This is a genomic window from Arthrobacter sp. LAPM80, assembly GCF_046736435.1.
Lineage (GTDB): Bacteria > Actinomycetota > Actinomycetes > Actinomycetales > Micrococcaceae > Specibacter.
The window spans coordinates 325307-349367 of sequence record NZ_JBCHVD010000001.1 but is presented as its reverse complement, the minus strand read 5'-3'; the positions used below and the strand labels follow the sequence as shown (position 1 = coordinate 349367).

The window sequence follows — 24061 nt, the reverse complement described above, 5'->3', positions numbered from 1 at the left end:
CGAGTTGCCGCTGGGTGGGTGGAAACAAAAAAACCCCTCGGCCCATAAGGCTCTTGGCGAGGGGTATGCACGTGGTGTGACATACTCTCATCCGAGCGTCACTGGTCCGGTGACCATGGGTGTGGTCACGTCGCGTCACGCGCTAGCTAATGACGACTACAAGGTTTCGTTGCATACCTGTAGTCTCCCGTTTTACGCTCGCGAGTGTCAAACAGGCTACGCCGTCGTCTCACTATTTGGACAAGAAGTCCACCCTGTGGTCACTCCCGTACGTTTCGGCAAATATTCCCCGCAGTTACCGGCGTGTCAGCGACGACAATCAGCCGCAATAGGCTCCGGTGGAGGCACTGTTGACGAGCTTGGCGTACTTGGCCAGCACCCCCGATGTGAACTTCGGCGGCAGCGGCGCCCAGCCTTCCCTGCGCGAGCCCAGTTCAGCCTCGTCAACTAAAAGGTCGAAGCTGCGCGCGGCGATGTCAACGCGGATCGTGTCACCGTCGCGCACAAAGGCGATGGGACCGCCGTCGACCGCTTCGGGTGCAACGTGGCCGATGCACAGGCCTGTGGTACCACCCGAGAACCGCCCGTCGGTGAGCAGCAGGACATCCTTGCCCAGGCCCGCACCCTTGATGGCACCGGTGATGGCGAGCATTTCGCGCATGCCCGGGCCACCCTTGGGCCCCTCGTAGCGGATCACGACGACGTCGCCTGCGTGGATTTGGCCCGCATCGAGCGCATCGAGCGCGCCCTGCTCGCGCTCAAAGACGCGTGCCGTACCTTCAAAAACGTCAAGGTCGAAGCCAGCACTTTTGACGACGGCGCCTTCAGGGGCCATGGTGCCATGCAAGATGGTAATACCGCCGGTTTTGTGAAGGGGGTTGTCCATGGCGCGCAGGACCTTGCCGTCGGGGTCCGGCGGGTTGATGTCGGCCAGGTTCTCCGCGACTGTCTTTCCCGTGACGGTGAGGCAGTCCCCGTGGAGTAGTCCGGCGTCCAGCAGTGCCTTCATGATGACGGGTACCCCGCCGATCTTGTCGACGTCGAACATGACGTAGCGCCCGAACGGCTTCAGGTCCCCTAGGTGCGGGACTTTGTCGCCGATTCGATTGAAGTCGGCGAGGGTGAGATCCACCTGGGCCTCGCGGGCGATCGCGAGCAGGTGCAGCACGGCGTTGGTGGAGCCGCCGAAGGCCATGGTGACGGCGATGGCGTTCTCGAAGGCCTTCTTCGTCATAATGTCGCGGGCGCGGATGCCTTCCCTCAGGAGGTTCACCACGGCCTCGCCTGACTTGCGGGCAAACATGTCACGACGCCGGTCGGCACTGGGCGGGGCGGCCGATCCCGGCAGGGACATGCCCAGGGCCTCGCCGATGCAGGCCATGGTGTTGGCCGTATACATGCCTCCGCAGGCCCCCTCCCCCGGGCAGATGGCACGTTCAATCGAGTCAAGGTCCTTCAGGCTCATCTTTCCTGCCGCACAGGCGCCGACCGCCTCGAAGGCATCGATGAGGGTGACTTCCTTTTCGGTTCCGTCTTCCAACTTGGCAAAGCCGGGCATGATGGAGCCGGCATAGAGGAACACGCTGGCAAGGTTTAGGCGGGCCGCAGCCATGAGCATGCCGGGCAGGGACTTGTCGCAACCGGCAAGCAGCACCGAGCCGTCGAGGCGTTCGGCCATCATGACAGTTTCAACGGAGTCGGCGATGACTTCGCGGGAGACCAGCGAGAAGTGCATGCCCTCGTGGCCCATGGATATGCCGTCCGAGACGGAGATGGTGCCAAATTGCATGGGGAACCCGCCTGCGGCGAAGACCCCTTCCTTGGAGCCCTGGGCCAGGCGGTTCAGGGAGAGATTGCAGGGGGTGATCTCGTTCCAGGAGCTGGCGACGCCGATCTGCGGCTTGGCAAAGTCGTCATCACCCATACCCACGGCGCGGAACATGCCACGCGAGGGTGCGGCATGGATGCCGTCGGTGACAACCCTGCTGCGGGGCTTGATGTCAGGTTTGCCATCTGCTGTACGCACGACGGCGTCCGCTTGCTTTTCTACATTGCTCTCGACAGTCATGGTGGCAGTCTAGGGCGAAGGAGGGGCGCCCGTCACTAGGGATCCACCCATCCCCGGCCCTGCGGGGCCGGCGCAAAAATACTTCGGGCTACTTTTATGCGGAGAAACCCGCGGAATTCCGGTCTTTTTCGCACCATCGAATGTGATCCGCGGCTCAAAAATGGCGAAACTGCACTTTTCGATTTCACACCCGCCCAAAAAACCCGTATAGTTTCATGTCGTTGCGGGGAACACGTCGGACACAATCCGAAGCGGTCCTCAAGAACGAATAGATGCACCTCTAGCTCAATTGGCAGAGCAATTGACTCTTAATCAATGGGTTTCCGGTTCAAGTCCGGAGGGGTGCACGGGTAAAAGCGCTCCGACACTGGTAACAACCGGTGTCGGAGCGGCTTTTTACTGCAAAAAGAATAAAATGCACCTCTAGCTCAATTGGCAGAGCAATTGACTCTTAATCAATGGGTTTCCGGTTCAAGTCCGGAGGGGTGCACAGGGTAAGACCGCTCCATTGTTGGTATCAACCGACAGTGGGGCGGTTTTTTTGCGTTGTTGCCGGACGCACTAGGCTTGGGTGAGTGCCCACAACCAATCTGCTGCCCGCGCCCAACGGGGTTGGGGCAGCTTCCATGAGGAGTCTTCCATGACCGAGCGTCTTGTCCCCGGCGATCAGGCCCCCGCCTTCACCCTGCCCAACGCGGAGGGTGGCACCACATCACTGGCCGACTTTGCCGGGCGCAAGGTGGTCGTGTACTTTTACCCGGCAGCGATGACGCCCGGGTGCACCAAGCAGGCCTGCGACTTCCGCGACAACCTGGCATCGCTGGGGTCGGCCGGCTACGCGGTCGTGGGCATTTCACCTGACCCCGTGGCAAAGCTTGAGAAGTTTGCAGCACGGGACGGGCTGAGCTTCCCGCTGCTCAGCGACGGCGACCACGCTGTGGCTGAGGCCTATGCGGCCTGGGGAGAAAAGAAGAATTACGGGAAGACCTACGAGGGTCTGATCCGCTCCACGATTGTTGTGGATGAGGACGGCAAGGTGGCAGTTCCCCAGTACAACGTCAAGGCAACCGGCCACGTGGCCAAGCTGCGCCGCGATCTGGGCCTGGACACTGCCGGGACCAAATAGCCGCAACCGCAGTGCCAACGTCAAAGGCCCCGGACGATTTTCATCTCCCGGGGCCTTTGTTCTGTGCGCAAGAGGGGACTTGAACCCCTACGCCCGAAGGCACAGGTACCTAAAACCTGCGTGTCTACCAATTCCACCACTCGCGCTGGTGCATTGAAGCATGAACAATACTACCGGCATCCCCACGTAGTCTTGACCACTCTTGCGCCTGCCCACGAGGAAACACCAGATTCCGGCACTATGATGAGTGGCTGATGGATAGTCCGCGCTGCGAGGAGATTTAGAACGTGCCCAGACCTGCCGGCGCCCTGCCACCAGCCGGCCATCCGCGCCCTGCCCGCCACCTCATGAAGGTGCTTCGACGCGCGGTGGCGATGTCCGCCGTCGTGCTTGTTGCAGCAACGGCCTGCACTGCCACACCCGCTCCAGGTCCGGGAACCAGCGCCCCGGCCACGACGCAGGCAGCCCCCGTCACGTTCAACTTCGGCACAGGATCGGATCCCGCGGGCTTCGACCCGGCGCTTGTTTCGGACACCGAGTCGTACAGGGTGACCCGTCAGGTGATGGAGGGGCTGCTGACAGTGGATCCCGTGACAGGAGCCCCGGCCCCAAGCCTTGCCACCAGCTGGAAAGAGCTAAACGACGGACTCGAGTACAGCTTCACGCTGCGCCCCAACGTCAAGTTCCAGGACGGCACGGCCTTCGATGCGGCTGCGGTGTGCACCAACTTTGAGCGCTGGTACTCGTTCCCGCCCGCCACCCGCGGCGACGGTTCGGCCACCATGTTCAAGCAGGTTTTCCGCGCCTTCAAGGACGACTCCGCCAACTCGCTCTACGACAATTGCACTGTTGACGGGCCGTTGAAGGTCACGCTCAGCCTGAAAATGCGGCTCACCGGATTCCTGCCGGCGCTGACCCTGCCTGCCTTCGCCATCTCCTCTCCCGCCGCGCTCAAGGCCGGCGCGGCGGACACCCTCGACATGACGTTCGGAGGCAACAAGGTTTCCCGCTATGGACTGCACCCTGTGGGAACCGGGCCCTTCACCTTCACCTCGGCCGCCCAGGGCAGCGTCACCATGACCGCCAACCCGCACTATTGGGGCCAGAAGGGCCAGATCACCACACTGAACTTCAAGACCTACGGGCAGCCAGAGACCCGCCTTGCGGCACTGGAGGACGGCTCACTCGACGGCTTTGACCCCGTGGCACCGGGCAACCTTGACCGTCTCATCAAGACCGGAAAGCAGGTCCTGCAGCGGGATCCCTTCTCCGTCATGTACTTGGGGATGAACCAAAAGATCCCCGTGCTGTCGGATCTGTTGGTGCGCGAAGCCATAGCCGCCTCAATCGACAAGAACACCATTGTCAACAACTACTTCATTGCGGGCACTGCGACCACCGCCCAGTTCATTCCGCCCAAGCTCAGCGGGTTCAACAATGCAGTCCAGGGGATCCCCTTTGACCCGCAAAAGGCCAAGGCCCTGCTGGCTGCCTCCTCATACAAGGGTGAGGAACTGAAGTTCTACTACCCCACCAACGCCGCAAGGACGTACCTGCCCCTGCCGGAAAAGGTGTATGCGGAGATTGCCGTCCGGCTGACGGCGGCCGGATTCAATATCAAACCGGTTCCCGTTCCCTGGAACGAGGGCTACGTTACGGCCGTGACGAACGACGGCGACCACGCCCTAAGCCTGCTGGGCTGGAACGGCAGTTACGCGGACCCGGACAACTTTGCGGGGCCTCTCTTTGGCTCGCCCAATATTGAGCTTGGCATGAACGACCCCCAACTTGTCTCCAAGATCACCCGCGCACGCAGCTTGCCCAACGGCCCCGACCGCATTGCCGCCTACGAGGCAATCAGCAAGAACCTCGCAGCGACCGTTCCTGCAGTGCCGATTGCCTTCCCGATCTCTGCCATCGCGCTGTCGACCAGGGTTCTCAGCTACCCGCTCAGTCCCGTCCTGAACGAGGTCTTCAACCAGGTGACGCTGGCACCGGCAGGCAACTGAACCACGCACACACATCCGGGCACCCGCCATCCGGGCCGCGGGGTGTGACCCAGCACCCGGGAAAGGCCCTGATTTATGCTTCCAGCCCCTGCCGCGATACGCTTCTAGCGCTAGGAAGAGCCTCTACCGGAGTTGACTGTGACCTTCATTTCGAACACCAAAGACGCTGACGTTGTCCTCATCGGAGGCGGCATCATGAGCGCCACGCTGGGCACCATGCTCAAACAACTCGAACCAAACTGGAAGATCGTGCTGTTTGAACAGCTCGACACGCCAGGATTGGAATCCTCCAGCCCGTGGAACAACGCCGGTACCGGCCACTCCGCACTCTGCGAGCTTAACTATTCACCGGCAGCCAAAGACGGCTCCGTCAACCCGGCCAAGGCCATTGACATCAATGAGCAATTCCAGCTCTCGCGCCAGTTCTGGTCGCACCTGGTGGACGAATCCCTGATCGGCTCCCCCAAGGGCTTCATCAACACCGTCCCGCACATGAGCTTTGTCATTGGCGAGGCGCACCGCAAGTTCCTCAAGGCCCGCCACGATGCGCTTTCGCCGAACCCCGTCTTCGCCTCCATGGAATACTCCGAGGACCCGGGGACCATCGCCACGTGGGCTCCGCTGATCATGAAGGGCCGGGACCCGCAGGAGGTCGTGACGGCCACCCGCGCTGCCGAGGGAACCGACGTCGACTTTGGCGCCCTGACCCGCGAGCTCATCGGCTTCATGGGCAGGCACGACGTCGAAATCAACTACGGCACGACGGTCACCGACGTCGCACGCACCACTGACGGCGCCTGGGATGTCTCGCTGAAGCACCGGGCGTCGGGCGAGCGCGGCAAGGTCAAGGCGAAGTTTATCTTCATCGGCAGCGGCGGCGGCGCACTTCACCTGCTGCAAAAGTCTGGCGTCCCCGAGGGTAAGGGTTTCGGCGGTTTCCCCGTATCGGGCCAGTTCTTCCGCTGCACGGACGAGAATCTTGCCTCCAAGCACAACGCCAAGGTCTACGGCCAGGCGTCGGTCGGCGCACCACCCATGTCGGTTCCGCACCTTGACACCCGCTATGTAGACGGCAAGCGTTCACTGCTGTTCGGCCCGTACGGCGGCTTCTCAACCAAGTACCTCAAGACCGGAAGCTACATGGACCTCCCCGGTTCCATCCGCCCCAACAACCTCATCCCGATGCTGGCAGTTGGCAAGGACAACCTGGATCTGGTGAAGTACCTCGTGAGCGAGGTGACCAAGTCGCGCAGCGGCAAGGTCGACGCGCTGCACGAGTACTTCCCGGAAGCCGACGGCACGAAATGGGAACTGATCACCGCAGGCCAGCGCGTGCAGATCATCAAGAAGGATGCGAAGAAGGGCGGCGTGCTGCAGTTCGGCACCGAGGTCATCACGGCAGCCGACGGCACCCTGTCGGCACTGCTCGGCGCCTCCCCCGGAGCGTCTACCGCCGTGCCGATCATGATTGAGCTCCTGCAGCGTTGTTTCCCGCGAAAGTTCAAGCTTGAATGGCAGGACTCGCTGCGCACCATGATGCCGACCTATGGCACCAAGCTCAACGAGGACGCCGACGCATTTGAAAAGAGCCTGGCCTCCACGGCGGCCTCCTTGCAGTTGAAGACGGAAAAAGCTTAAAGTTCCTTCGCAGCCGAACGGAACAGCCACAACACAACTGGGAGTGTTTTAATGTTTCGTTTGGCCGCGCTGTCCCTGGGCAACCGGGCGCTGATCGCGCTCATCACCATCTTCGCGGTGGTGTTTGGCGTGATCACGCTCGGTTCGCTCAAGCAGGAACTCATCCCCTCGATTGAGTTCCCGCAAATCACTGTCGTATCGGCCATGCCCGGCGCCTCCCCCGATGTGGTGGACAAGCAGGTCAGCGAACCGCTGGAAGCCGCATTGAACGCCGTCGAGGGCCTGGAGTCCAGTACCTCGACCTCCCGCAGCGGCGTCTCCACCATCAAGTTGGCCTTCGCGTACGGGACAGACCTTGACCGGGCCCGGAACCAGATTGACCGGGCCATCTCCAACGTCACCGCCCAGCTTCCCTCCGGCGTCCAGCCGCAACCCATCGCCGGCAGCATCGCCGATTTCCCGATTGTCTTCATGGCCGTCTCCTCCGATCAGAACCTGGCCGCCCTCAACACTGACCTGCAACGCATCGCCGTCCCGAAATTGATGAAGATTGACGGCGTCCGCAGCGCCGACGTCACAGGTGCCAACACCCAGCACATTGCCATCCTGCCGGACCCGGCCAAGATGGCAGCCCAGGGTGTCAATGTCGGCGGGATTTCCAGCGCCCTGAAGAACAACGGCTCCCTGGTCCCCATCGGAACCCTATCCGAGGCCGGCAAGACCCTGTCCGTGCAGGCCGGCAGCCCCGTGGATTCAATTGAAACCATCAAGTTGCTGCCCCTTGCCGTCAACGCCGGGCAGCCCGTCGCCATCGGCCAGGTGGCCAGCGTGGCACTTGCCGACGATCCCACCTCCTCGATCACCCGGACCAACGGCAAGCCCACCCTGGCCCTGTCAGTGACAAAGATCCCGGCCGGGGACACTGTCACCTTGTCCCATGAAATCGCCGCCCAGCTCCCCCGGCTGGAGGCGGAGTTGGGCCACAACACGAAGTTCACCACCGTCCTGGACCAGGCGCCCTTCATTGAAAAGTCCATCCACGACCTCACGGTGGAGGGGCTGCTGGGACTCGGGTTCGCCGTCGTCGTCATCTTGTTCTTCCTCATGTCGGTGCGCTCAACGCTGGTCACCGCCATCTCCATACCGTTGTCGCTGCTGGTGACGTTCATCGGCCTCTGGGCCACCGGCTACTCGCTGAACATCCTGACCCTGGGCGCCTTGACCATCGCGATTGGCCGGGTGGTCGATGACTCGATTGTGGTCATCGAGAACATCAAGCGGCACATGAGCTACGGCGAGGACAAGAAGTCCGCCATTCTCTCCGCGATCCGTGAGGTGGCCGGGGCTGTGACCGCCTCGACCCTGACCACGGTGGCAGTGTTCCTGCCCATCGCGTTCGTCGGCAGCCTCGCCGGGGAGCTGTTCCGCCCCTTCGCCCTGACGGTCACCTTTGCCCTGCTGGCCTCCTTGCTCGTATCGCTGACCATTGTTCCGGTGCTGGCGTACTGGTTCCTGAAGGCACCGGTGCACACCTCCGACGCCGGCACGGCCTTGGGCGGGAAGGCCCTGTTGGCTGCGGTGGAGGAGAAGGAACGCTCCTCCAGGCTCCAAAAGGGCTACCTGCCGATCCTGGCGAAGACCCAAAAGCACCCCGTCATCACGCTGGTCGCCGGCGGCGTGATCCTGCTTGCCACACTCGCCATGACGCCGCTGCTGCCGACGAACCTGTTGGGCAACACGGGCCAGAACAGCCTGACCGTGCAACAGGACCTGCCCCCTGGCACCAGCTTGGAGGTGACCAACGCGGCCGCCGAAAAGGTGGAGAAGAAACTCTCGGGCATCCGGGGGATCGCCGACATCCAGGTAACGGCAGGCAACAGTTCCGGCGGCTTCTCCGCCTTGTTCTCCTCCGGCGCCTCCAGCGCAAAATTCCAGATCATCACCGACCCCAACGCCGACCAGGTCAAGCTGGCGCAGACCGTCCAGTCGGCGATTTCCGGCATAAAGGATGCCGGGAACATCACACTTGGCGGCGGCTCCGGCGGATTTGGCATGTCCAGCACGGTGGACATCACCATTTCAGCCACCACGGGTGCCGAGCTGCAGCAGGCGGCGGACGCCGTCCTGAAATCCATGGTGGGCGTCCCCGGGGCCCAGTCGGTCACAAGCAACCTCGCAGCCGCCCAGCCGGTGGTCCAGGTGAGCGTTGACCGGGCCAAGGCCGTGGCCGCCGGCCTGGATGAACAACAGATCACGGGTCTGCTGGCCGCCACTGTCAGCCCCATCCCGGGAGGAACCGTGCGCATCGACACCACCGACTACAAGGTTCAGATCGGCACGGGCACAAACTTTGATTCCGTCGCTGCCCTTGCCGCCGCCCAGATTCCCACGCCGGCCGGTCCCGTTGCCCTGTCCTCCGTGGCCAGCGTCAAACAGGTGGACACGCCGTTGACCATCACGTCCTCCAACGCCCAGCGCACCGCGACGGTATCGGTCACGCCGGAGGGCGACACCCTGGGCTCGCTGAGCTCCGAGGTGCAAAAGCGCCTGGATGAGACCACCTTGCCTGCCGGGGTCATCGCAACGATCGGCGGCGCGGCAACACAGCAGGCCGACTCCTTCCAGCAGCTGGGCCTGGCCATGCTGGCCGCCATTGCGATCGTCTACGTGATTATGGTGGCGACGTTCAAGTCGCTCGTCCAGCCGCTGATCCTGCTGGTGTCCATCCCGTTCGCCGCCACCGGCGCCATCGGCCTGTTGCTGATCACCGGGGTCCCGCTGGGCCTGCCGTCGCTGATTGGCATGTTGATGCTTGTGGGCATCGTTGTCACGAACGCGATCGTGCTCATTGACCTGATCAACCAGTACCGCCGCCCGTCCGGGGACAGGCCCGCCATGAACGTCGCCGACGCCATCGAGCATGGTGCCAGGCAGCGCCTGCGCCCCATCCTGATGACGGCACTGGCCACCATCTTTGCCCTGACGCCCATGGCCTTGGGGCTGACTGGCGGCGGCGGCTTCATCTCGCAACCGCTGGCCATTGTGGTGGTGGGCGGGCTCGTGTCCTCCACGGCGCTGACGCTGATCCTTGTCCCCGTGCTCTACAGGCTGGTCGAAGGACGCAAGGAACGCCACGACCTCATCAAGGCACTCAAGGTGGTCCAAACTCCGGTGCCGCGGCCGGGTTCCGGTTCCACCACACTCGACGGTGCGAAGCCCACCGCCGAGTTCCAGGACTGGACCACGGGGGCCATCCCCAAGGTCCGCGGCCGCCGGGCAGCAGCTGACTGACCCCCTCACCCTTGGCAACTAACGGGTGCGGTCAGGCCGGCAGGGTTGCTCCGAACGCCAACTTCGGCACGAAGTACAGCGCCACGGCCGCGACGAGGGCAGTGACACCGCAGATGGTCCACACGAGCATGTAGCCAGACAGCGGCGCGGCCGTGCTGCCAGCCCCCGCCGTCAGGGAACCAAGTGCCTGACCCGCCAGTGCAATGCCGAAAATGCATGAGGCAAACGCGCCGCCCAAGGTCTTCGTCGCATTCGTGAGCCCGGTGGCCATTCCCGTCTGGGTCAGCGGCGCGGCAGCCGCGGCGGCCGACGGCAGCGCCGCAACCAGGGCGCCGCTGCCGATACCGGCAAGGGCCATGTTCGCCAACACCTGCGTCATTGAGTCGTGGAACGGCAGGAACAAAAGGTAACCCACAGCCACGAGGAAGGCCGCCCCCATCAAGGTGATTCTCGGCGTCGTCCATTTCGTGACAACGGGATACAGGAGGGCGCCGACCAAAAGGCCCAGCACGTACACCCCGATCAGGATCGAGACGAGGCCGGAGCTGGCGCCGAGGCCGTAGCCGACCTCGGCCGGGTCGGTACGCGCGAACGTCGACAGCGGCGCCTGCGCGCCAAGTACCGATACGCCAAAGAGGAACGCTGTCAGCTGCACAGGCCACATGCTCGGTTGGCGCAGCAGGCGGATGTCGATCAGCGGATCCTTGTGGCCGAGTTCGTACCGTGTGAATGGCACCAAGGCGGCAATTCCCAGCACGACGGCGGCCCACGCCCACCAGGTGCCGGGGCCGTTGATGCGCATGAAGGTCAGGCCAGCCGTGATCATCAGCAGGCCAGTGCTGAGCAGCGTCAGGCCCACCGTGTCGATCCGGCCGCCGGTGCGGTTTTCGGATTCCGGGACGCCGACGAGGATCACAAAGAAGCACAGCGTGACAGCGATGGCCGGGATCATGAGCGTCAGCCACAGCCTGCCGGGCAGTGCACCGCCAATGAACCCACCGGCGAGTGCACCGGCGATCACGCCGAATTCCAGACCCGCCACGAGGATCCCCGCGGACTTGCGTGTCAGGGCGGCTCCGTCGGGGCGGTGATGGGAGCGGCTGTAGATGAGAGCAATTTCCAAGGGGAGCCAGACAACGTAGAAACCTTGCAATGCCCAGGCCAGCAGAAAGAGCCAGAAGTTAGGCGCGAAGGCCACACCCCAGGAAGCGGCGGTTGTCAGCGCGGTGGCAAGCAGGAGCACCCGCCTGTGCCCGATCATGTCGCCCATCTTGGCCAGGACCGGTACCACGAGGGCACTGACCATCAGCTGGGCGGCCTCGAACCAGTTCACATCGGCGTCGTGAATGCCAAGGAAGCGGGCTATGTCCGTCAGGAGCGGTGTGTAATAGCCTTGAAGGATGCCGCTGGTAAGTTCCACCAACACCAAAAAGCCCACGATTGCCGTTGCTGTCGGGGCCATGCGGACACTTCTTCCGGCAATGCCGCGTTCCTGTGATGCCATGCGTTTCCTCCGCCCATGCAGTGACATGCGTTACTTATCTTCAGGAGCAGCCTAGTACCCGAAGGTAACATGACGGGGAAAGGGGCGGTTTTCGGCATTCCGGCGCCCGCACACGCCTAGTTTCCTCTCGGGAACATATTCGCCGTTCCGCGTGTTGACACGTATATTAGATACAAACGCATATATCTTGCGGTGACCCCGCGAGGCTGGAGGAGCAAGAAATGCAGTTCGGAATTTTCAGTGTCGGCGACATCACCATGGACCCCACCACCGGGGGCACCCCCACCGAACACGAGCGCCTGAAGGCGATCACCACGATCGCCAAGCACGCCGAGGACATCGGCATGGACGTCTTTGCCACGGGTGAGCACCACAACCCGCCGTTCTACCCCAGCTCCCCCACCACCATCCTTGGCTACATTGCGGCACAGACCGAGAGGATCATCCTCTCCACATCGACCACCCTGATCACCACCAACGACCCCGTGAAGATCGCCGAGGACTTCGCCACCCTGCAGCACTTGGCCGACGGCCGCGTGGACCTGGTCCTCGGCCGCGGCAACATGGGCGCCGTCTACCCGTGGTTCGGCAAGAGCAACCAGGACTCCGTGGAGCTGACAGTTGAAAACTATGCCCTACTCCGGCGCTTGTGGGATGAAGAAGTAGTGAACTGGGAAGGAAAATTCCGCACACCGCTGCGTGGTTTCACCTCCACACCCCGCCCGCTGGACGGCGTTGCCCCCTTTGTCTGGCACGGCGCCATCCGCACACCCCAGGTGGCCGAAATCGCCGCGTACTACGGCGACGGCTTCTTCGCAAACAACATTTTCTGGCCCAAGGAGCATTACCAGAAGTTGATCGGCCTCTACCGTGAGCGCTACGCACACTACGGCCACGGAACCCCCGAGCAGGCCATCGTCGGCCTGGGCGGGCAGTTCTTCATCAGGAAGAACTCTCAGGACGCCGTGAACGAGTTCCGCCCGTACTTCGACAACGCCCCCGTCTACGGCCACGGCCCGTCCATGGAGGACTTCACCTCCCAGACCCCGCTGACCGTCGGCAGCCCGCAGGAGCTGATCGAGAAGACACTCTCCTTCCGCGACTACTTCGGCGACTACCAGCGCCAGCTGTTCCTGGTGGACCACGCTGGCTTGCCGTTAAAGACCGTCCTGGAGCAGCTTGACCTGTTCGGCTCTTTGGTCCTGCCTACCCTCCGTGAGGAATTCGCGGCCAACCGGCCCGCTTCCGTCCCTGACGCACCCACCTTCGAAGCCCGCCGCGCCGCCGCCAGGGCCGCTGCCGCCGTCGACCCTTCAACAGATGAAACAACGCCAGCCAACGCATCGGGAGGGAACTAACATGTCCGCAGCCGCGCACCGCCGCCTCGCCACGGAGTCATGGGAATCGCTGCTTCGGGCGCAGGTGACCGTCATGCGCGAGCTGCATAAGGAGCCCATCTTCAAGGAGGTGGGCAGCCGGGAGTATGACGTGCTGTACAACCTTTCGCGCTGTCCCACCGGCTGGCTGCGTCTCAATGAGCTCAACGACAATGTTCTGCTGACGCAGCCAAGTATCTCCCGCATGGTTGACCGGCTGGAGTCGCGTGGGCTGATTCAGCGAAAGACGGCCGAGGACGACAGGCGCGGTGTGCTCATTGGACTGACAGAGGCGGGTTCGGCCCTGCAGAAGAAGGTCGGGCGGGCGCATGTGCAGAACATCATGGAAATCATGGAAGTTGCGCTGACTGACGAGGAAATGCGGACCCTCTTGGAGCTGACCAGCAAGCTGCGGGCATCCGTGGCGGGCAAGTAGCCGCAGCACCGACTCTCGTGTGTTGATGTTGGTTTGGCCGTACTGCTAGCCTCTGCCGCGTGGCTTTTGGATGGGGGCTATCAGTGCGGGCTCTGAATTAGGGTGTCCCATGGGTAGGTTCAACGGGCAACAACCAACTCGGCAGCGAGAAACGGCTTCCATGCCGGTTGCCGGAACTGCCGCCCTGCGATTGCCTGCCCTGACTCCGAGGGTTGTGGATAAGTTCTGGCAGGATTCTTCGCTGTTGTGTACGTTGGTAGGAAGCCAATACAAGCAAGCTTCAACGGTGAGGCCTGCTGCTCATAGAGGACGTATGGGGGCCGGCGATGAGGGAAATTCACAGCACAGCCAAACAGCAACACGAAACATCAGGGCCGGGGCGTGGCACGTCCCTCGTCGGTGTCCTGGCTGCGGGATTTGCAATGCTGATCGCACTAAGCGGTTGCAGTGGCACTAACAACGACGCTGACCCTACCGCTTCATACCCGAGCGGCACGACGCCGTCGGTCAGCGCTGCAGCCACCACGCACTCCCCTCCTCCCACCACGGCGGCGGCATACCAACCCGCCACTGCCGAGGGGCCGGCCCAAAACGTTCCCGTTCCTGTCCTGCCCGAAAAGGCCAAGGAATTCAGCAAAGAAGGCCTCATCGCCTTCGCCGAATACTGGTATAGCACGCTCGGCTACGCATATGAGACGGGCGATGCTGGGCCAATGATGGCCATCAGCGGCCCAGACTGCGGGAACTGCGCCGGGGCTAAAAAGTCCACAACCAGTGGACACTCGGATGGAAAGTGGATTGTAGGAGGACTCATGTATGTTTCCTCCACGGATACTTCGTTTGCTCCACTTGACGACGGAACCTTTCAAATCATCGCGATGGTTCGTCAAGACAAAGTGCAGTACTACAAAGCGGACAAGGAACTTTCGAAGGATCTCGGAACTACGATCTCGGCACCGGACATCCTGATCGCGACTTATCAAGACAACAACTGGATCGCCCAAAAAGTGGCACATCTCGAAGGCCGTAAAGGGCCGTAGCCATGGGAAATCCAGCGAGCGATGGGCCAATGCTTGGAGTCGAACAAAGTTGGCGCCCGGAGCTCGGGCAACCATCTTCTATCGTAAAAACTCTTGTCACTCTCCTGGTCGTGACATTGCTAGTCGCGGTGAGCCTGCCAGCCGCAGCTGGCAACTCTGACGAAGCAAATTGGCAAGACCAAAACATCGACGCTGGCGTCTATGTTCCAATCCCTGGTTCCGATGGACACTACGGTGAGGTCCCATCTAGTGGTTCCGAAGACCCATACGTCTACGAAGCCCGGCTTGCCTGCACAGATGGCGACAGCGCAATTTTTCCCGAATGCGCGGCCGTCATGCCAACATGCTCTTCGGGCTCCGGCACTCCCGACGGTAAACCAGGTACTGCCATATATTGGTACCGCGCACGCAAGAACGCAGTCCCTTCTGACTGGCAATATTATTCGGGTCCCGTCTGCGTTTTTGACGCCAAGCCCCGCGACATCCTGGCCGAGATTGCGGGACTGATCGCCCATGAATTCCAGCGCACCCCAGTCGCGGCGGCAACCCTTGGCAGCCAGCCGGGGCCACACACCCTCCGGGGCAAGGAAACCAACGTCTGGGCCCAGGCAGCAACCCAAACTTTCAACATCACCATGCTCGGCCAAAGAGTCATGATCACGGCCACCCCGGTCGCCTACACCTGGAACTACGGCGACGGCACGGTCTGGGGCCCAACCCCCATCCACGGCGCACCCTTGAACAGGGACCGGATCGGCGAGCAAACCCAAACCAGCCACGTCTACACCCAAACCGGCAGGCTCAGCATCATCCTCACTACCCACTTCAATGGGACCTACACTGTCAACAACGGCCCGCAGCTCCCGATCCCCGGCCAAGGAAACATCCCCTCGGCACCTCTGGGATTGACCGTCTGGCGGGCCGAAACCAATCTCTATGCCGACAACTGCTTCCAAAACCCGGCCGGCATCGGCTGCTGATAAAGGGCGCCGTCGCTACTGGAGCCCCTGTAGCAGCTCCCGGTAAAAAACCACGCCCGCCCCCAGCGAACTGATGCGCACACGCTCGTTGACGGCATGCAAGGTGCCCCGGTCCTCAGCGTCCATCAGCAGCGGTGAGAAGCGGTAGACCGCTGAACAGATGGAGGTGAAGTGCCGTGAATCGGTAGCGCCGGTTTGAACATAGGGCGTCACCACCGCATCAGGGTACGAGGCGGCCACAGCGCGGGTCAGCAACGCGAATTGTTCGTTTTCAAACGAGGATACCGGCGACGGGTTGTGGCCGGAATGCACTGTCAGCTCGACGGAGGGGTCGTCAATGATCGCCCGTACCTGCTGGACCACGGAATCCACCGTCTCCCCTACCGCAATGCGGATGTTGGCGTTGGCGCGCGCCGTGGAGGCCAGCACATTCTGCGCCTTGCTGCCCTCGAGCATCGTCACGGCAACAGTGGTGCGGGTGAGCGCGCGGGTTTCATCCCCCACAGCACCAAACACCTGGGTCAAAAGGGACTTGAACGCCCACATGTTTTCGGTGACAAGCCGCATGGAGAAACCGCTGTGCAGCCCGATCCGGCGGATCATCTCCACAATGGGCTCGGGCATCGAGGCCGAAAATGGTGACTCCTCGAGCGCCACAATGGCCTGGGCCAGCCGCGCTGTGGCGCCCATTCGGGGAGGGGTCGACGCGTGGCCTCCAGCGCTTCGGGTCAGCAGTTCAAGGTCCAGGAGGCCTTTTTCGGCCACCCCAATCACGGCCGCAGGAGCCTTGAGCCCCGGGAATGCCTCCAGGGCCACGGCGCCACCCTCATCGAGCACCAGCCAGGGCTGCACCCCGCGCCCGGCAAGAGTCTCCACGGCGGCCGGAGCACTGTCCCCGGCTGTTTCCTCGTTGTTGCCAAAAGAAAGATAAAGGTCGTGGTGAGGCCTGAACCCCTCATTCACCAGCGACTCAATTGCCTCCATGATGGCAACGACGGCGCCCTTGTCATCCAGGGCACCCCTGCCCCAGACGTATCCGTCTTCCTGATGACCGGAGAAACCGGGGTAAGTCCAGTCGTCGCGTGTGTCAACCGGGACGACGTCGTAGTGGGCCATGAGCACGGCCGACCGAGCAGCGGCATCATCGCCGGCACCTGCCCACCTGAACAGGAGTCCCTGCCCGTTGACAAACTCGCGGGTCAGCGCCAAATGGGTTGCCGGATACAGCCGCTCCAGCGCCTCAATGAAGCCGGTGAACTGCTCAAGTTCGATCTGGTCCCGGGAGCTTGAAAACACGGTGCGGAAGGTGATCAGCTCGCTGAGCCTGTCCGCGGCACGCTGGGCGAATTCGACGCCGATCCGGTCGGCGCTGACACCGGCACCGTAGTCGCCCACAGGCATTGAGGTCCCGGCACGATAGGCCCGTGCACCCATGATTGCCGCGGCTCCGGCGGCCCCCACGGTCAAGACGGCCGCCACTGCACGATTAATCGATTTGGCTGATCCTTTAGGCATGTCACGGATTCTATGCCACAGCTCTGGGAACGCACCGCCATGGGCACCCTTTTCCGCACCCCCAAGGAGGTAGGATGTCCACATGACCAACGTGACGTACCGCATTGCCCGTGTCCGCCCCCTCGACGCCGGAGCGGAAAGCACCGGTCGGCGCAGTGCCGCACCTGCCCCCTTGCCCGAACAGTTCTTTGTCCGCAATGACGCGGCCGACTTTGACAGCCCCGAAGGGCATATCTGGCAACTTGTGGACACACCCTTCCCCACCTCACCGGCCAACCAGAACAGCCCCGCCCGCGACGGCTGGACCTTTGGCGCCACAGTCACCGAGGACGAATTCACCTTCCTGGCCCCCTGCGCCCCCGTCAACGTCTTCGGCATGGCCCACAACACCGGAGCCCCGGGCCGCGCACTGCCGCCGCAGGCCTTCCACAAGGCCGCAAGTTCCGTGGTTGGCCCCGGCGACGCGATCGTGCTGAGCCCCACTGTTGGCTACGTCGACCCCGAGGCCGAGCTGACCGTCGTCGTCGGCACGGCAGCACGCAACCTCACCCTCGAGAACGCGCGCGAGGCCATCCTGGGCTTTACGATCGGCAACGACGTCTCCGCCCGTGACGCGCAAAAGTCCGACGAACTGTGGATCAGCGCCAAGAGCCCTGACACCTTCACCCCGCTCGGCCCGTGGATTGTCGCCGGCCTGAAGGACGACGGCGTGGCCATCAGCATTGTCCACAACGGCACAGAGCTTGCCCCCGCCACGAGCAACGACCTTGGCTGGGGTGTCGAGGAAATCATGGTGTATCTCAGCGGCTTCATGACTCTGCAGCCCGGCGATGTGATCCTCACCGGCTTCCCGGCCGAGTGCCGCCAAATCACCCCGGGCGACGAGGTCATCTGCCGTGTGGGCGGCATTGGCGAACTCCGCAACCCGGTGGTCGCCGGAATTTGATTCGCGCGGCGCCAGGCAACCGGCGCCCGTCGTCAACCCATGGCGTGGCATGGGGATTGGCTGTGACTCACAGCCAATCCCCATGGACCGCTTGGTGCTTTGTGAAGATTAAATGGCATGATTGGATACACATGGCAACAGCAACAGCACCCTCGGATCAAAACCCCGTGGATCCCGCCCAAGGCGCGGTGGACCTCGGGGTCTTTGCTGTGCCCATGGGGTGGCTGCGCAGGCGTCCTGCACTGGTGGGCCAATTGCGCGGGTTCGCCGTTGTCGCGGTGATCTGCACCGTCATTTCAATGACAATATTTGCTGGCCTGCGCCCCATGCTCGGCACGCAATGGGCCAATGCCATCTCCCTGGTGCTGTGTTCCGTCCTCAACACCGAGCTCAACCGCCGCATCAGTTTTGGCCTGAGAACGCGCGTCATGTGGTGGCGCGACCAGCGTCGCGGGATGTGGGTCATGCTCCTTGCCCTGGTCATGACCAGCGGCAGCCTGTGGCTGCTGCACGAGGTCGATCCCGGGGCCTCCATCATGCTTGAACTTGCGGTCATCGTGCTGGGCAATGTGGCCTCGGCCGTGACCCGGTTCCTGCTGCTGCGATACTGGATTTTCCACCGGGTGCGCCACGGGGTGTAGGGCATAAGGAAGGTGGGGCGGCGCCAATGGAAGCGACCACCTTCGGCAGGCGGAAGTGGACCCCGGTGTCGATGAAGGTGGCGCAGTGTGAGTGGTCGTTGAAGGAGCAGTCCTCCACCGAGCATTCTGAGACCGGGACAGTCTTGATGACCTCCTGGGCTGCGGCCATCCGGCCTCGGACGGGCCGGGTCGATTCAGGCGCCCAAGGTCCTCACCCTGGCGACGGCGGTTGCCAACTCCCTTGCCGCGGCTGACAACTGCGCGGCAGTGACGTCCGAAGCGAAGCTGAAGCGCAGGGCCGTTTGTGCCACCGTCCGCTCGACGCCCATGGCACTGAGCACGGCCGAGGGCTCGTCGGATCCTGCCGCGCAGGCCGACCCCGAGGAGCAGATAATGTCCCGCCGCTCCAACTCCAGCAGCACCGATTCACCGCTGGTGCCGGGGAAGCAGAACGACGCCAGGTTCGGCAGACGCCGGGTCCTGTGCCCCGTCAGGACGGCGCCAGGGACGTTGTCCAGGACAGAGTCGATGAAGTTCCGGCGCAGTTCACTGACATGTTCGACGGCGGCACCCCGGCCCGCTTCCGACAAGCCAAGCGCCGTGGCCATGGCAACGGCAAAAGCAACGTTTTCTGTCCCCGAGCGGGCCCCCCGTTCCTGCCCCCCGCCGTGGATCAACGGTTCATATTGCGTATCCGATCGCACATACAGCAGCCCGACGCCCTTGGGCGCACCGATCTTGTGCCCGGATATCGACAGCGCAGCAACGCCCAGCTCCTGCACGTTCAGGGAAAGCCATCCGCCACCCTGTACGGCGTCGCTGTGCAGGGGCACGCCGGCCTCGGCGGCCAAGCCTGCCAATTCGGGAATGTTCTGGACGGTTCCCACCTCGTTGTTGGCGTACATGACGGAGGCGACGGCAACATCGGATCCATCGCCGGCAAGCAGGCGGGCAAACTCGGCAGCATCAACGAGCCCGTCGGAATCGACGGGCGCCACGTCAATGGAAAAGCCGTGGATGCGGCGCAGGTAGTTCGCCGATTCCACCACGGCAGGGTGCTCCACGGCGCTGATGAGCAGACGGTTGCGTCGGGGGTCACCAGCCCTGCGGGACAGCGCAATGCCTTTCAAGGCCAGGTTGTCTGCCTCGGTGCCGCCCGATGTGAACACCAGCTCCTCCGGGTGCGCGCCAAGCACTGCGGCGCAGCGTTCCCGAGCGTCGGTGAGCGCAGCCGCAGCCTGCCCGCCCAGCTCGTGGTGGCTTGACGGGTTGCCGAACTGGTTGGTCAGGAACGGGAACATGGCCTCAATGGCCTCCCGCCTGACAGGGGTGGTGGCTGCCGCGTCGAGGAAGATCACAAGGCCCTGGCCAGCTCAATGTCGAGCCCGAGGTCAAGCGCCCTGACACTGTGGGTGAGCGCGCCGACCGAAATGATGTCGACGCCGGTATGCGCAATCGCGGCAATGGTTGAGAGGTTCACGTTGCCGCTCGCCTCAACCAGCGCCCGCCCGTTGACAAGCGCCACGCCCTCCACCAGCTGCGCGTTCGTGAAGTTGTCCAGCATGATGGTGTCGACGCCGGCTGCCAGCACGGGCTCAATCTGTTCGATCGAGTCGACCTCCACCTCGAAGTGCACAGTGTGGGGCAGCTGGGCCCGCACTCCTGCGAGCGCAGCCGTCAGCTTGGCGGGGTCGCCGCCGGTGAGCACGGCAAGGTGGTTGTCCTTGGCCAGCACGGCGTCGGAGAGGGAGAAGCGGTGGTTGTGCCCGCCTCCGCACCGCACGGCGTAGCGCTCAAGGATGCGCAGCCCGGGTGTGGTCTTGCGGGTGTCGGTGACCCGCGCCGTCGTTCCTGCGATGAGCTCTGCGTATACGGCCGTCTGGGTGGCGATGGCGCTCATGCGCTGGGTCAGGTTGAGGGCGATCCGCTCCGCCGTCAGCACCCCGCGGGCCAGTCCGCTCACACCCATGATGCGGTCCCCTGTTTCAAAGCGGGCGCCGTCTGAGATCAGCTGCTCCACCACGGCGGCGGAATCCTGCATCTTCATGGCGGCCTCGAACACGGCCCCTCCGGAGAACGTGCCGGGTTCCCGTGCCACCAGCCATGCGGTGGCCGTCGCATCGGCAGGCAGCAGGGTGGCCGAGGTAATGTCGCCGTAGGGGGCGTCCTCGGCAAACGCCCGGCGCAGGATCTCCTCCACGGCTGTGGCCGGCAGGGCAGCTGTTGCTTGGGTGGTGTTCAGGACAGGTGCGACGGCGTTCATACTGTTTCGCTTTCACGCTGGGTTTGGGCTGTGGCCAGGAGGTGGACGGACGGATCCGCAGGGATCGTGCCGTTCGGCAGGATCACGGGATGGGGATTGACCCAGAGATTGCTGCTGCCGGCTGGGTCCGGGGCCTGGGGGAAGTCTGACCTGAAGTGTGCGCCGACGGAGTTTTCCCGGGCCAGTGCGGCCCGGACCAGAAGTCCTGCCACCAGGTGCAGGTTTCTGTCCTCGGCTTCGCTGCGTCCGGAACCTGCAGCGGGGGCCGCGACGGTTGTGGGGGCGGCTGCCGCTGCGAGACTGTCCGCCGCACCGCGCAGGCCGGCGGCGTCCCGCACGACAGCTGCGGAGCTTCCCATCAGGTGCCGCAGGGCCTGCCGTGGCATGGCAGACGCAGGATCATTCACGCCGTCGAGCCACCTGGCCCCCGACGGCAGGACAGGCCAGGTGTACTCAGCGGTGTAAGCGTCGCCCGTTGCAGCGGAAGCGGCAAAGGCGTCCACTGCGCGGCGGCTGAACACCAGTCCTTCGAGCAGGGAATTTGAGGCAAGGCGGTTGGCGCCGTGGACACCTGTGCAGGCAACCTCGCCCGCGGCGTACAGACCGGGGACCGATGTCCTGCCGTGCAGGTCTGTGGCCACCCCGCCCATCCAGTAGTGTGCGGCGGGTGTGACAGGAAGCATCTCGTGCCGCCAGTCAAAACCGAGGGCGGTCGTCGCGGCGTCGATAGTGGGGAATCGGCGGGCCAGGTATCCGGCCCCGTTGGCCGCTTCAACGCCCGTGGCGTCAAGGTACACGCACCCGGCACCTCCACTACCGTTTGCCTTGTCCCCGCCATGGGCGCCGGTGGCTTCAGGCTGGGCTGCAAGGTGGGTGGCGATGCTGCGCGAGACAACATCGCGGGGGGCGAGGTCGCCGTCGGGGTGGTAACGGGTCATGAAAGCCTCGCCATTGGCATCGCGCAGCACGGCGCCGGCTCCGCGCACGGCCTCGGAGATCAGGAAGTTTCCGCCCACGGCCAGAGCCGTGGGGTGGAATTGGAAGTACTCAAGGTCCCCCACCGCCGCCCCTGCCCGCCAGGCCAGGGCGACCCCGTCCGCTGTGGCAACCTCGGGGTTGGTCGTGAACTCGAACATTTGGCCTGCTCCCCCGGAGGCCAGCAACACGGCATCGGCGGCCAACTGCCGCCGTTCGTCGGCAGGGCCAAGGTACGCCACACCCGCGACGACGGTCTCAGGCGGGGTCCCGCCGTCGTACGTGCCGGAGTGGGCCTCGGGAAGGGCAGCCCCCAGCAGCCCGGTGACGAAGCAGCCCTCCATGAGCGTGATCAGGCCCAGCTCCCGTGCGTCAAGCACGGCGCCGATGAGCCCGTTGGCGATGGCCGCACCCGTGGCATCGCCGCCGGCGTGCAGGATCCGCGCGGCCGAATGCGCCCCTTCAAGGCCCAGGGCACGCCGGCCGCCGGGTCCCTTGTCAAAAGCGACGCCGAACCGTTCGAGGGCGGCGATGTCCCAGGCGGCCTCGCCGCACAGGATGCGCACGGCTTCGGGGTCGCACTGGCCGGCACCGGCCTTGAGGGTGTCGGCAATGTGGGCCTCGACGGTGTCGCCGGGGGCTGCCTCCCCCGGGCCGAGCACCGCACAAATGCCGCCCTGCGCGCGGTGCGTGTTGCTCTGCTCCAACGTTCCCTTGGTCATGAGGGTGACACGCATGCCTGACTCGGCCGCAAGTAGTGCGCCATAGAGCCCGGCGATGCCGCTGCCAACAACAATCAGGTGCGAATTGCTCATGCCAAAACGGCGTTCGCAGGCTCAACGCGCTTAGGGGCAGTCTGGGGCAGGGCCGCGAGCATGCGCTCAAGTGCGACGCGGGCGTTGACAGCGGTGGCCTCCGGGACGGTGATCTGGTTGCGCACCTCTCCGGCAACGAGGCCTTCGAGCACCCAGGCAAGGTAGCCGGGGTGGATCCTGTACATCGTGGAGCAGGGGCAGATGACGGGGTCAAGGCAGAAGATGGTGTGTTGGGGGTATTGCGCGGCGAGCCGGTTCACCATGTTGATCTCGGTGCCGATGGCGAAAGTGCTGCCGTCGGGGGCGCCCTGGATGGCCTTGAGGATGTAGTCGGTGGAACCTGCCTCGTCGGCCGCGTCAACAACTTCCATGGGGCATTCGGGGTGGACGATCACGCGTACGCCGGGGAAGTCCACACGGGCCTGGTCAATCTGGGCCGTCGTGAAGCGCTTATGCACTGAGCAGAAGCCCTGCCACAGCACCACCTTGGCGTCATGCATGACCTGTTCGCTGTTGCCGCCCAACGGCATGCGCGGGTTCCACAGCGGCATCGCCTCCAGCGGGACGCCCATGGCCTTGGCCGTGTTGCGGCCAAGATGCTGGTCGGGGAAGAACAGCACGCGCTGGCCGCGCTCGTACGCCCATTCCAGCACTGTCGAGGCGTTCGAGGATGTGCACACGATCCCGCCGTGCTCGCCGCAGAACGCCTTGAGCGCGGCAGAGGAATTCATGTAAGTGACGGGGATGACGGGAACTCGGCCATCGGCGTCGGGCTCGGTGCCGTACAGCTCCTCCAGCTGCGCCCAGCACGCCTCAACCGAGGGCAGGTCCGCCATGTCGGCCATGGAGCAGCCCGCTGCCAGGTTGGGCAGGATCACCGACTGGTGCGCGCCGGAGAGCATGTCGGCGGTCTCGGCCATGAAGTGCACGCCGCAGAACACAATCGCCTCGGCTTCCGTGCGAGTCTTGGCCGCGTTGGCGAGCTGGAAGGAGTCGCCCACGAAGTCGGCAAATTGCACCACCTCGTCGCGCTGGTAGAAATGCCCGAGCACGACGACGCGTTCCCCGAGTTCCGCCTTGGCGGCGCGGATGCGGGCGTCAAGGTCGGCGTCGGAGGCGTCCTTGTACTCCTGCGGCAGCTGGCCCTGGACAGGGGTGGCGGCCGGCGCGGCATCCTCGTTGGAGGCGCCGGGGCCGTAGCCGGGGGTGCCTGCCAGTGCCTCGGCCAGGTCGAATTCCCAGGGACCCTTGGCAAGGTCGTCGTCGCAGCTTTCCTGCGCCCGGCCCGGCACACCGACGAGCCGGGACTGCTCCTCGGCCTGTTCGCGCGTGATGAGCTGGATGGCGGTGTTCACGGATGACATGGTGTGCTCCAAGGGTGAGGCGGCGAAAAGTGCGGGAGGGTTCGGGATATTTACGCAATAGCTGAGGGAGGGTT

At 63.8% G+C, this 24061-nt stretch carries 17 protein-coding genes and 3 tRNA genes; 12 read left to right on the top strand and 8 right to left on the bottom strand.

Annotated features, from left to right (window positions below):
* Positions 1 to 319: 319 nt before the first annotated feature.
* Positions 320 to 2068, bottom strand: a complete 1749-nt coding sequence (gene ilvD, locus AAGW05_RS01585; RefSeq protein WP_411802706.1) for a dihydroxy-acid dehydratase — start codon at positions 2066 to 2068, stop codon at positions 320 to 322.
* A 274-nt stretch (positions 2069 to 2342) separates the two neighbouring features.
* Here ilvD and AAGW05_RS01580 point away from each other — a divergent pair.
* From AAGW05_RS01580 to bcp, 3 genes are all read left to right on the top strand, one after another.
* Positions 2343 to 2415, top strand: a tRNA-Lys gene (locus tag AAGW05_RS01580).
* Between the two features lie 70 nt (positions 2416 to 2485).
* Positions 2486 to 2558: transfer RNA gene (locus tag AAGW05_RS01575), tRNA-Lys, on the top strand.
* Positions 2559 to 2708: 150 nt separating this feature from the next.
* Complete coding sequence (bcp, locus tag AAGW05_RS01570) at positions 2709 to 3194, top strand: thioredoxin-dependent thiol peroxidase (protein WP_411802705.1); 486 nt, start codon at positions 2709 to 2711, stop codon at positions 3192 to 3194.
* Between the two features lie 64 nt (positions 3195 to 3258).
* Here the strand turns inward: bcp and AAGW05_RS01565 are convergent.
* Positions 3259 to 3340, bottom strand: a tRNA-Leu gene (locus tag AAGW05_RS01565).
* A 141-nt stretch (positions 3341 to 3481) separates the two neighbouring features.
* On the opposite strand from AAGW05_RS01565, the gene AAGW05_RS01560 reads away from it, so the two are divergent.
* The 3 genes from AAGW05_RS01560 to AAGW05_RS01550 all read left to right on the top strand — a co-directional run bounded on the left by AAGW05_RS01560 (position 3482) and on the right by AAGW05_RS01550 (position 10132).
* Entirely contained in the window at positions 3482 to 5203 is a 1722-nt protein-coding gene (locus AAGW05_RS01560) for an ABC transporter substrate-binding protein (RefSeq protein ID WP_411802704.1), read from the top strand.
* 138 nt (positions 5204 to 5341) lie between these two features.
* Entirely contained in the window at positions 5342 to 6841 is a 1500-nt protein-coding gene (locus tag AAGW05_RS01555) for a malate:quinone oxidoreductase (RefSeq protein ID WP_411802703.1), read from the top strand.
* A 51-nt stretch (positions 6842 to 6892) separates the two neighbouring features.
* Entirely contained in the window at positions 6893 to 10132 is a 3240-nt protein-coding gene (locus AAGW05_RS01550) for an efflux RND transporter permease subunit (protein WP_411802702.1), read from the top strand.
* A gap of 31 nt (positions 10133 to 10163) precedes the next feature.
* On the opposite strand, the gene AAGW05_RS01545 is transcribed toward AAGW05_RS01550, so the two are convergent.
* Positions 10164 to 11636, bottom strand: coding sequence for an MFS transporter (locus tag AAGW05_RS01545; RefSeq protein ID WP_411802701.1), 1473 nt, complete (start codon positions 11634 to 11636; stop codon positions 10164 to 10166).
* A 221-nt stretch (positions 11637 to 11857) separates the two neighbouring features.
* Between AAGW05_RS01545 and AAGW05_RS01540 the strand changes: the two genes are divergently transcribed.
* The 4 genes from AAGW05_RS01540 to AAGW05_RS01525 all read left to right on the top strand — a co-directional run bounded on the left by AAGW05_RS01540 (position 11858) and on the right by AAGW05_RS01525 (position 15468).
* Complete coding sequence (locus AAGW05_RS01540; RefSeq protein WP_411802700.1) at positions 11858 to 12994, top strand: LLM class flavin-dependent oxidoreductase; 1137 nt, start codon at positions 11858 to 11860, stop codon at positions 12992 to 12994.
* Position 12995: 1 nt separating this feature from the next.
* Positions 12996 to 13448, top strand: a complete 453-nt coding sequence (locus tag AAGW05_RS01535; protein ID WP_411802699.1) for a MarR family winged helix-turn-helix transcriptional regulator — start codon at positions 12996 to 12998, stop codon at positions 13446 to 13448.
* Positions 13449 to 13870: 422 nt separating this feature from the next.
* Entirely contained in the window at positions 13871 to 14488 is a 618-nt protein-coding gene (locus AAGW05_RS01530) for a DUF6318 family protein (protein ID WP_411802698.1), read from the top strand.
* Between the two features lie 335 nt (positions 14489 to 14823).
* The gene (locus AAGW05_RS01525; protein ID WP_411802696.1) at positions 14824 to 15468 is read left to right on the top strand and encodes a PKD domain-containing protein; all 645 of its coding nucleotides are present in this window, start codon (positions 14824 to 14826) and stop codon (positions 15466 to 15468) included.
* Between the two features lie 15 nt (positions 15469 to 15483).
* On the opposite strand, the gene AAGW05_RS01520 is transcribed toward AAGW05_RS01525, so the two are convergent.
* Positions 15484 to 16983 (bottom strand): M20/M25/M40 family metallo-hydrolase, encoded by a 1500-nt coding sequence (locus AAGW05_RS01520; RefSeq protein WP_411802695.1) that lies wholly within the window; start codon positions 16981 to 16983, stop codon positions 15484 to 15486.
* Positions 16984 to 17065: 82 nt separating this feature from the next.
* Here AAGW05_RS01520 and AAGW05_RS01515 point away from each other — a divergent pair, with 82 nt between their 5' ends.
* Positions 17066 to 17929, top strand: coding sequence for a fumarylacetoacetate hydrolase family protein (locus AAGW05_RS01515; RefSeq protein WP_411802694.1), 864 nt, complete (start codon positions 17066 to 17068; stop codon positions 17927 to 17929).
* A gap of 131 nt (positions 17930 to 18060) precedes the next feature.
* Entirely contained in the window at positions 18061 to 18570 is a 510-nt protein-coding gene (locus tag AAGW05_RS01510) for a GtrA family protein (RefSeq protein WP_411802693.1), read from the top strand.
* A 194-nt stretch (positions 18571 to 18764) separates the two neighbouring features.
* Here AAGW05_RS01510 and AAGW05_RS01505 read toward each other — a convergent pair whose 3' ends face one another.
* The 4 genes from AAGW05_RS01505 to nadA are packed head-to-tail and all read right to left on the bottom strand — an operon-like array spanning position 18765 to position 23987.
* On the bottom strand, positions 18765 to 19928 hold the full coding sequence (locus tag AAGW05_RS01505) for a cysteine desulfurase family protein (protein ID WP_411802692.1): 1164 nt from the start codon (positions 19926 to 19928) through the stop codon (positions 18765 to 18767).
* Entirely contained in the window at positions 19925 to 20833 is a 909-nt protein-coding gene (gene nadC, locus AAGW05_RS01500; RefSeq protein WP_411802691.1) for a carboxylating nicotinate-nucleotide diphosphorylase, read from the bottom strand. Before nadC ends, AAGW05_RS01505 begins: the two co-directional genes overlap by 4 nt.
* A complete protein-coding gene (nadB, locus tag AAGW05_RS01495) occupies positions 20830 to 22623 on the bottom strand; it encodes an L-aspartate oxidase (protein ID WP_411802690.1) in 1794 nt (597 codons plus the stop codon). The genes nadC and nadB overlap by 4 nt, the downstream gene beginning before the upstream one ends.
* Complete coding sequence (gene nadA, locus AAGW05_RS01490; protein WP_411802689.1) at positions 22620 to 23987, bottom strand: quinolinate synthase NadA; 1368 nt, start codon at positions 23985 to 23987, stop codon at positions 22620 to 22622. Before nadA ends, nadB begins: the two co-directional genes overlap by 4 nt.
* Between the last annotated feature and the right edge of the window lie 74 nt (positions 23988 to 24061).

Coding starts and splice junctions, on each gene's coding strand:
- ilvD (WP_411802706.1), bottom strand. CDS start 2,068: ATGACTGTCGAGAGCAATGTAGAAAAGCAAGCGGACGCCGTCGTGCGT.
- bcp (WP_411802705.1), top strand. CDS start 2,709: ATGACCGAGCGTCTTGTCCCCGGCGATCAGGCCCCCGCCTTCACCCTG.
- AAGW05_RS01550 (WP_411802702.1), top strand. CDS start 6,893: ATGTTTCGTTTGGCCGCGCTGTCCCTGGGCAACCGGGCGCTGATCGCG.
- AAGW05_RS01545 (WP_411802701.1), bottom strand. CDS start 11,636: ATGGCATCACAGGAACGCGGCATTGCCGGAAGAAGTGTCCGCATGGCC.
- AAGW05_RS01540 (WP_411802700.1), top strand. CDS start 11,858: ATGCAGTTCGGAATTTTCAGTGTCGGCGACATCACCATGGACCCCACC.
- AAGW05_RS01535 (WP_411802699.1), top strand. CDS start 12,996: ATGTCCGCAGCCGCGCACCGCCGCCTCGCCACGGAGTCATGGGAATCG.
- AAGW05_RS01530 (WP_411802698.1), top strand. CDS start 13,871: ATGCTGATCGCACTAAGCGGTTGCAGTGGCACTAACAACGACGCTGAC.
- AAGW05_RS01525 (WP_411802696.1), top strand. CDS start 14,824: ATGCCAACATGCTCTTCGGGCTCCGGCACTCCCGACGGTAAACCAGGT.
- AAGW05_RS01520 (WP_411802695.1), bottom strand. CDS start 16,983: ATGCCTAAAGGATCAGCCAAATCGATTAATCGTGCAGTGGCGGCCGTC.
- AAGW05_RS01515 (WP_411802694.1), top strand. CDS start 17,066: ATGACCAACGTGACGTACCGCATTGCCCGTGTCCGCCCCCTCGACGCC.
- AAGW05_RS01510 (WP_411802693.1), top strand. CDS start 18,061: ATGGCAACAGCAACAGCACCCTCGGATCAAAACCCCGTGGATCCCGCC.
- nadC (WP_411802691.1), bottom strand. CDS start 20,833: ATGAACGCCGTCGCACCTGTCCTGAACACCACCCAAGCAACAGCTGCC.
- nadB (WP_411802690.1), bottom strand. CDS start 22,623: ATGAGCAATTCGCACCTGATTGTTGTTGGCAGCGGCATCGCCGGGCTC.
- nadA (WP_411802689.1), bottom strand. CDS start 23,987: ATGTCATCCGTGAACACCGCCATCCAGCTCATCACGCGCGAACAGGCC.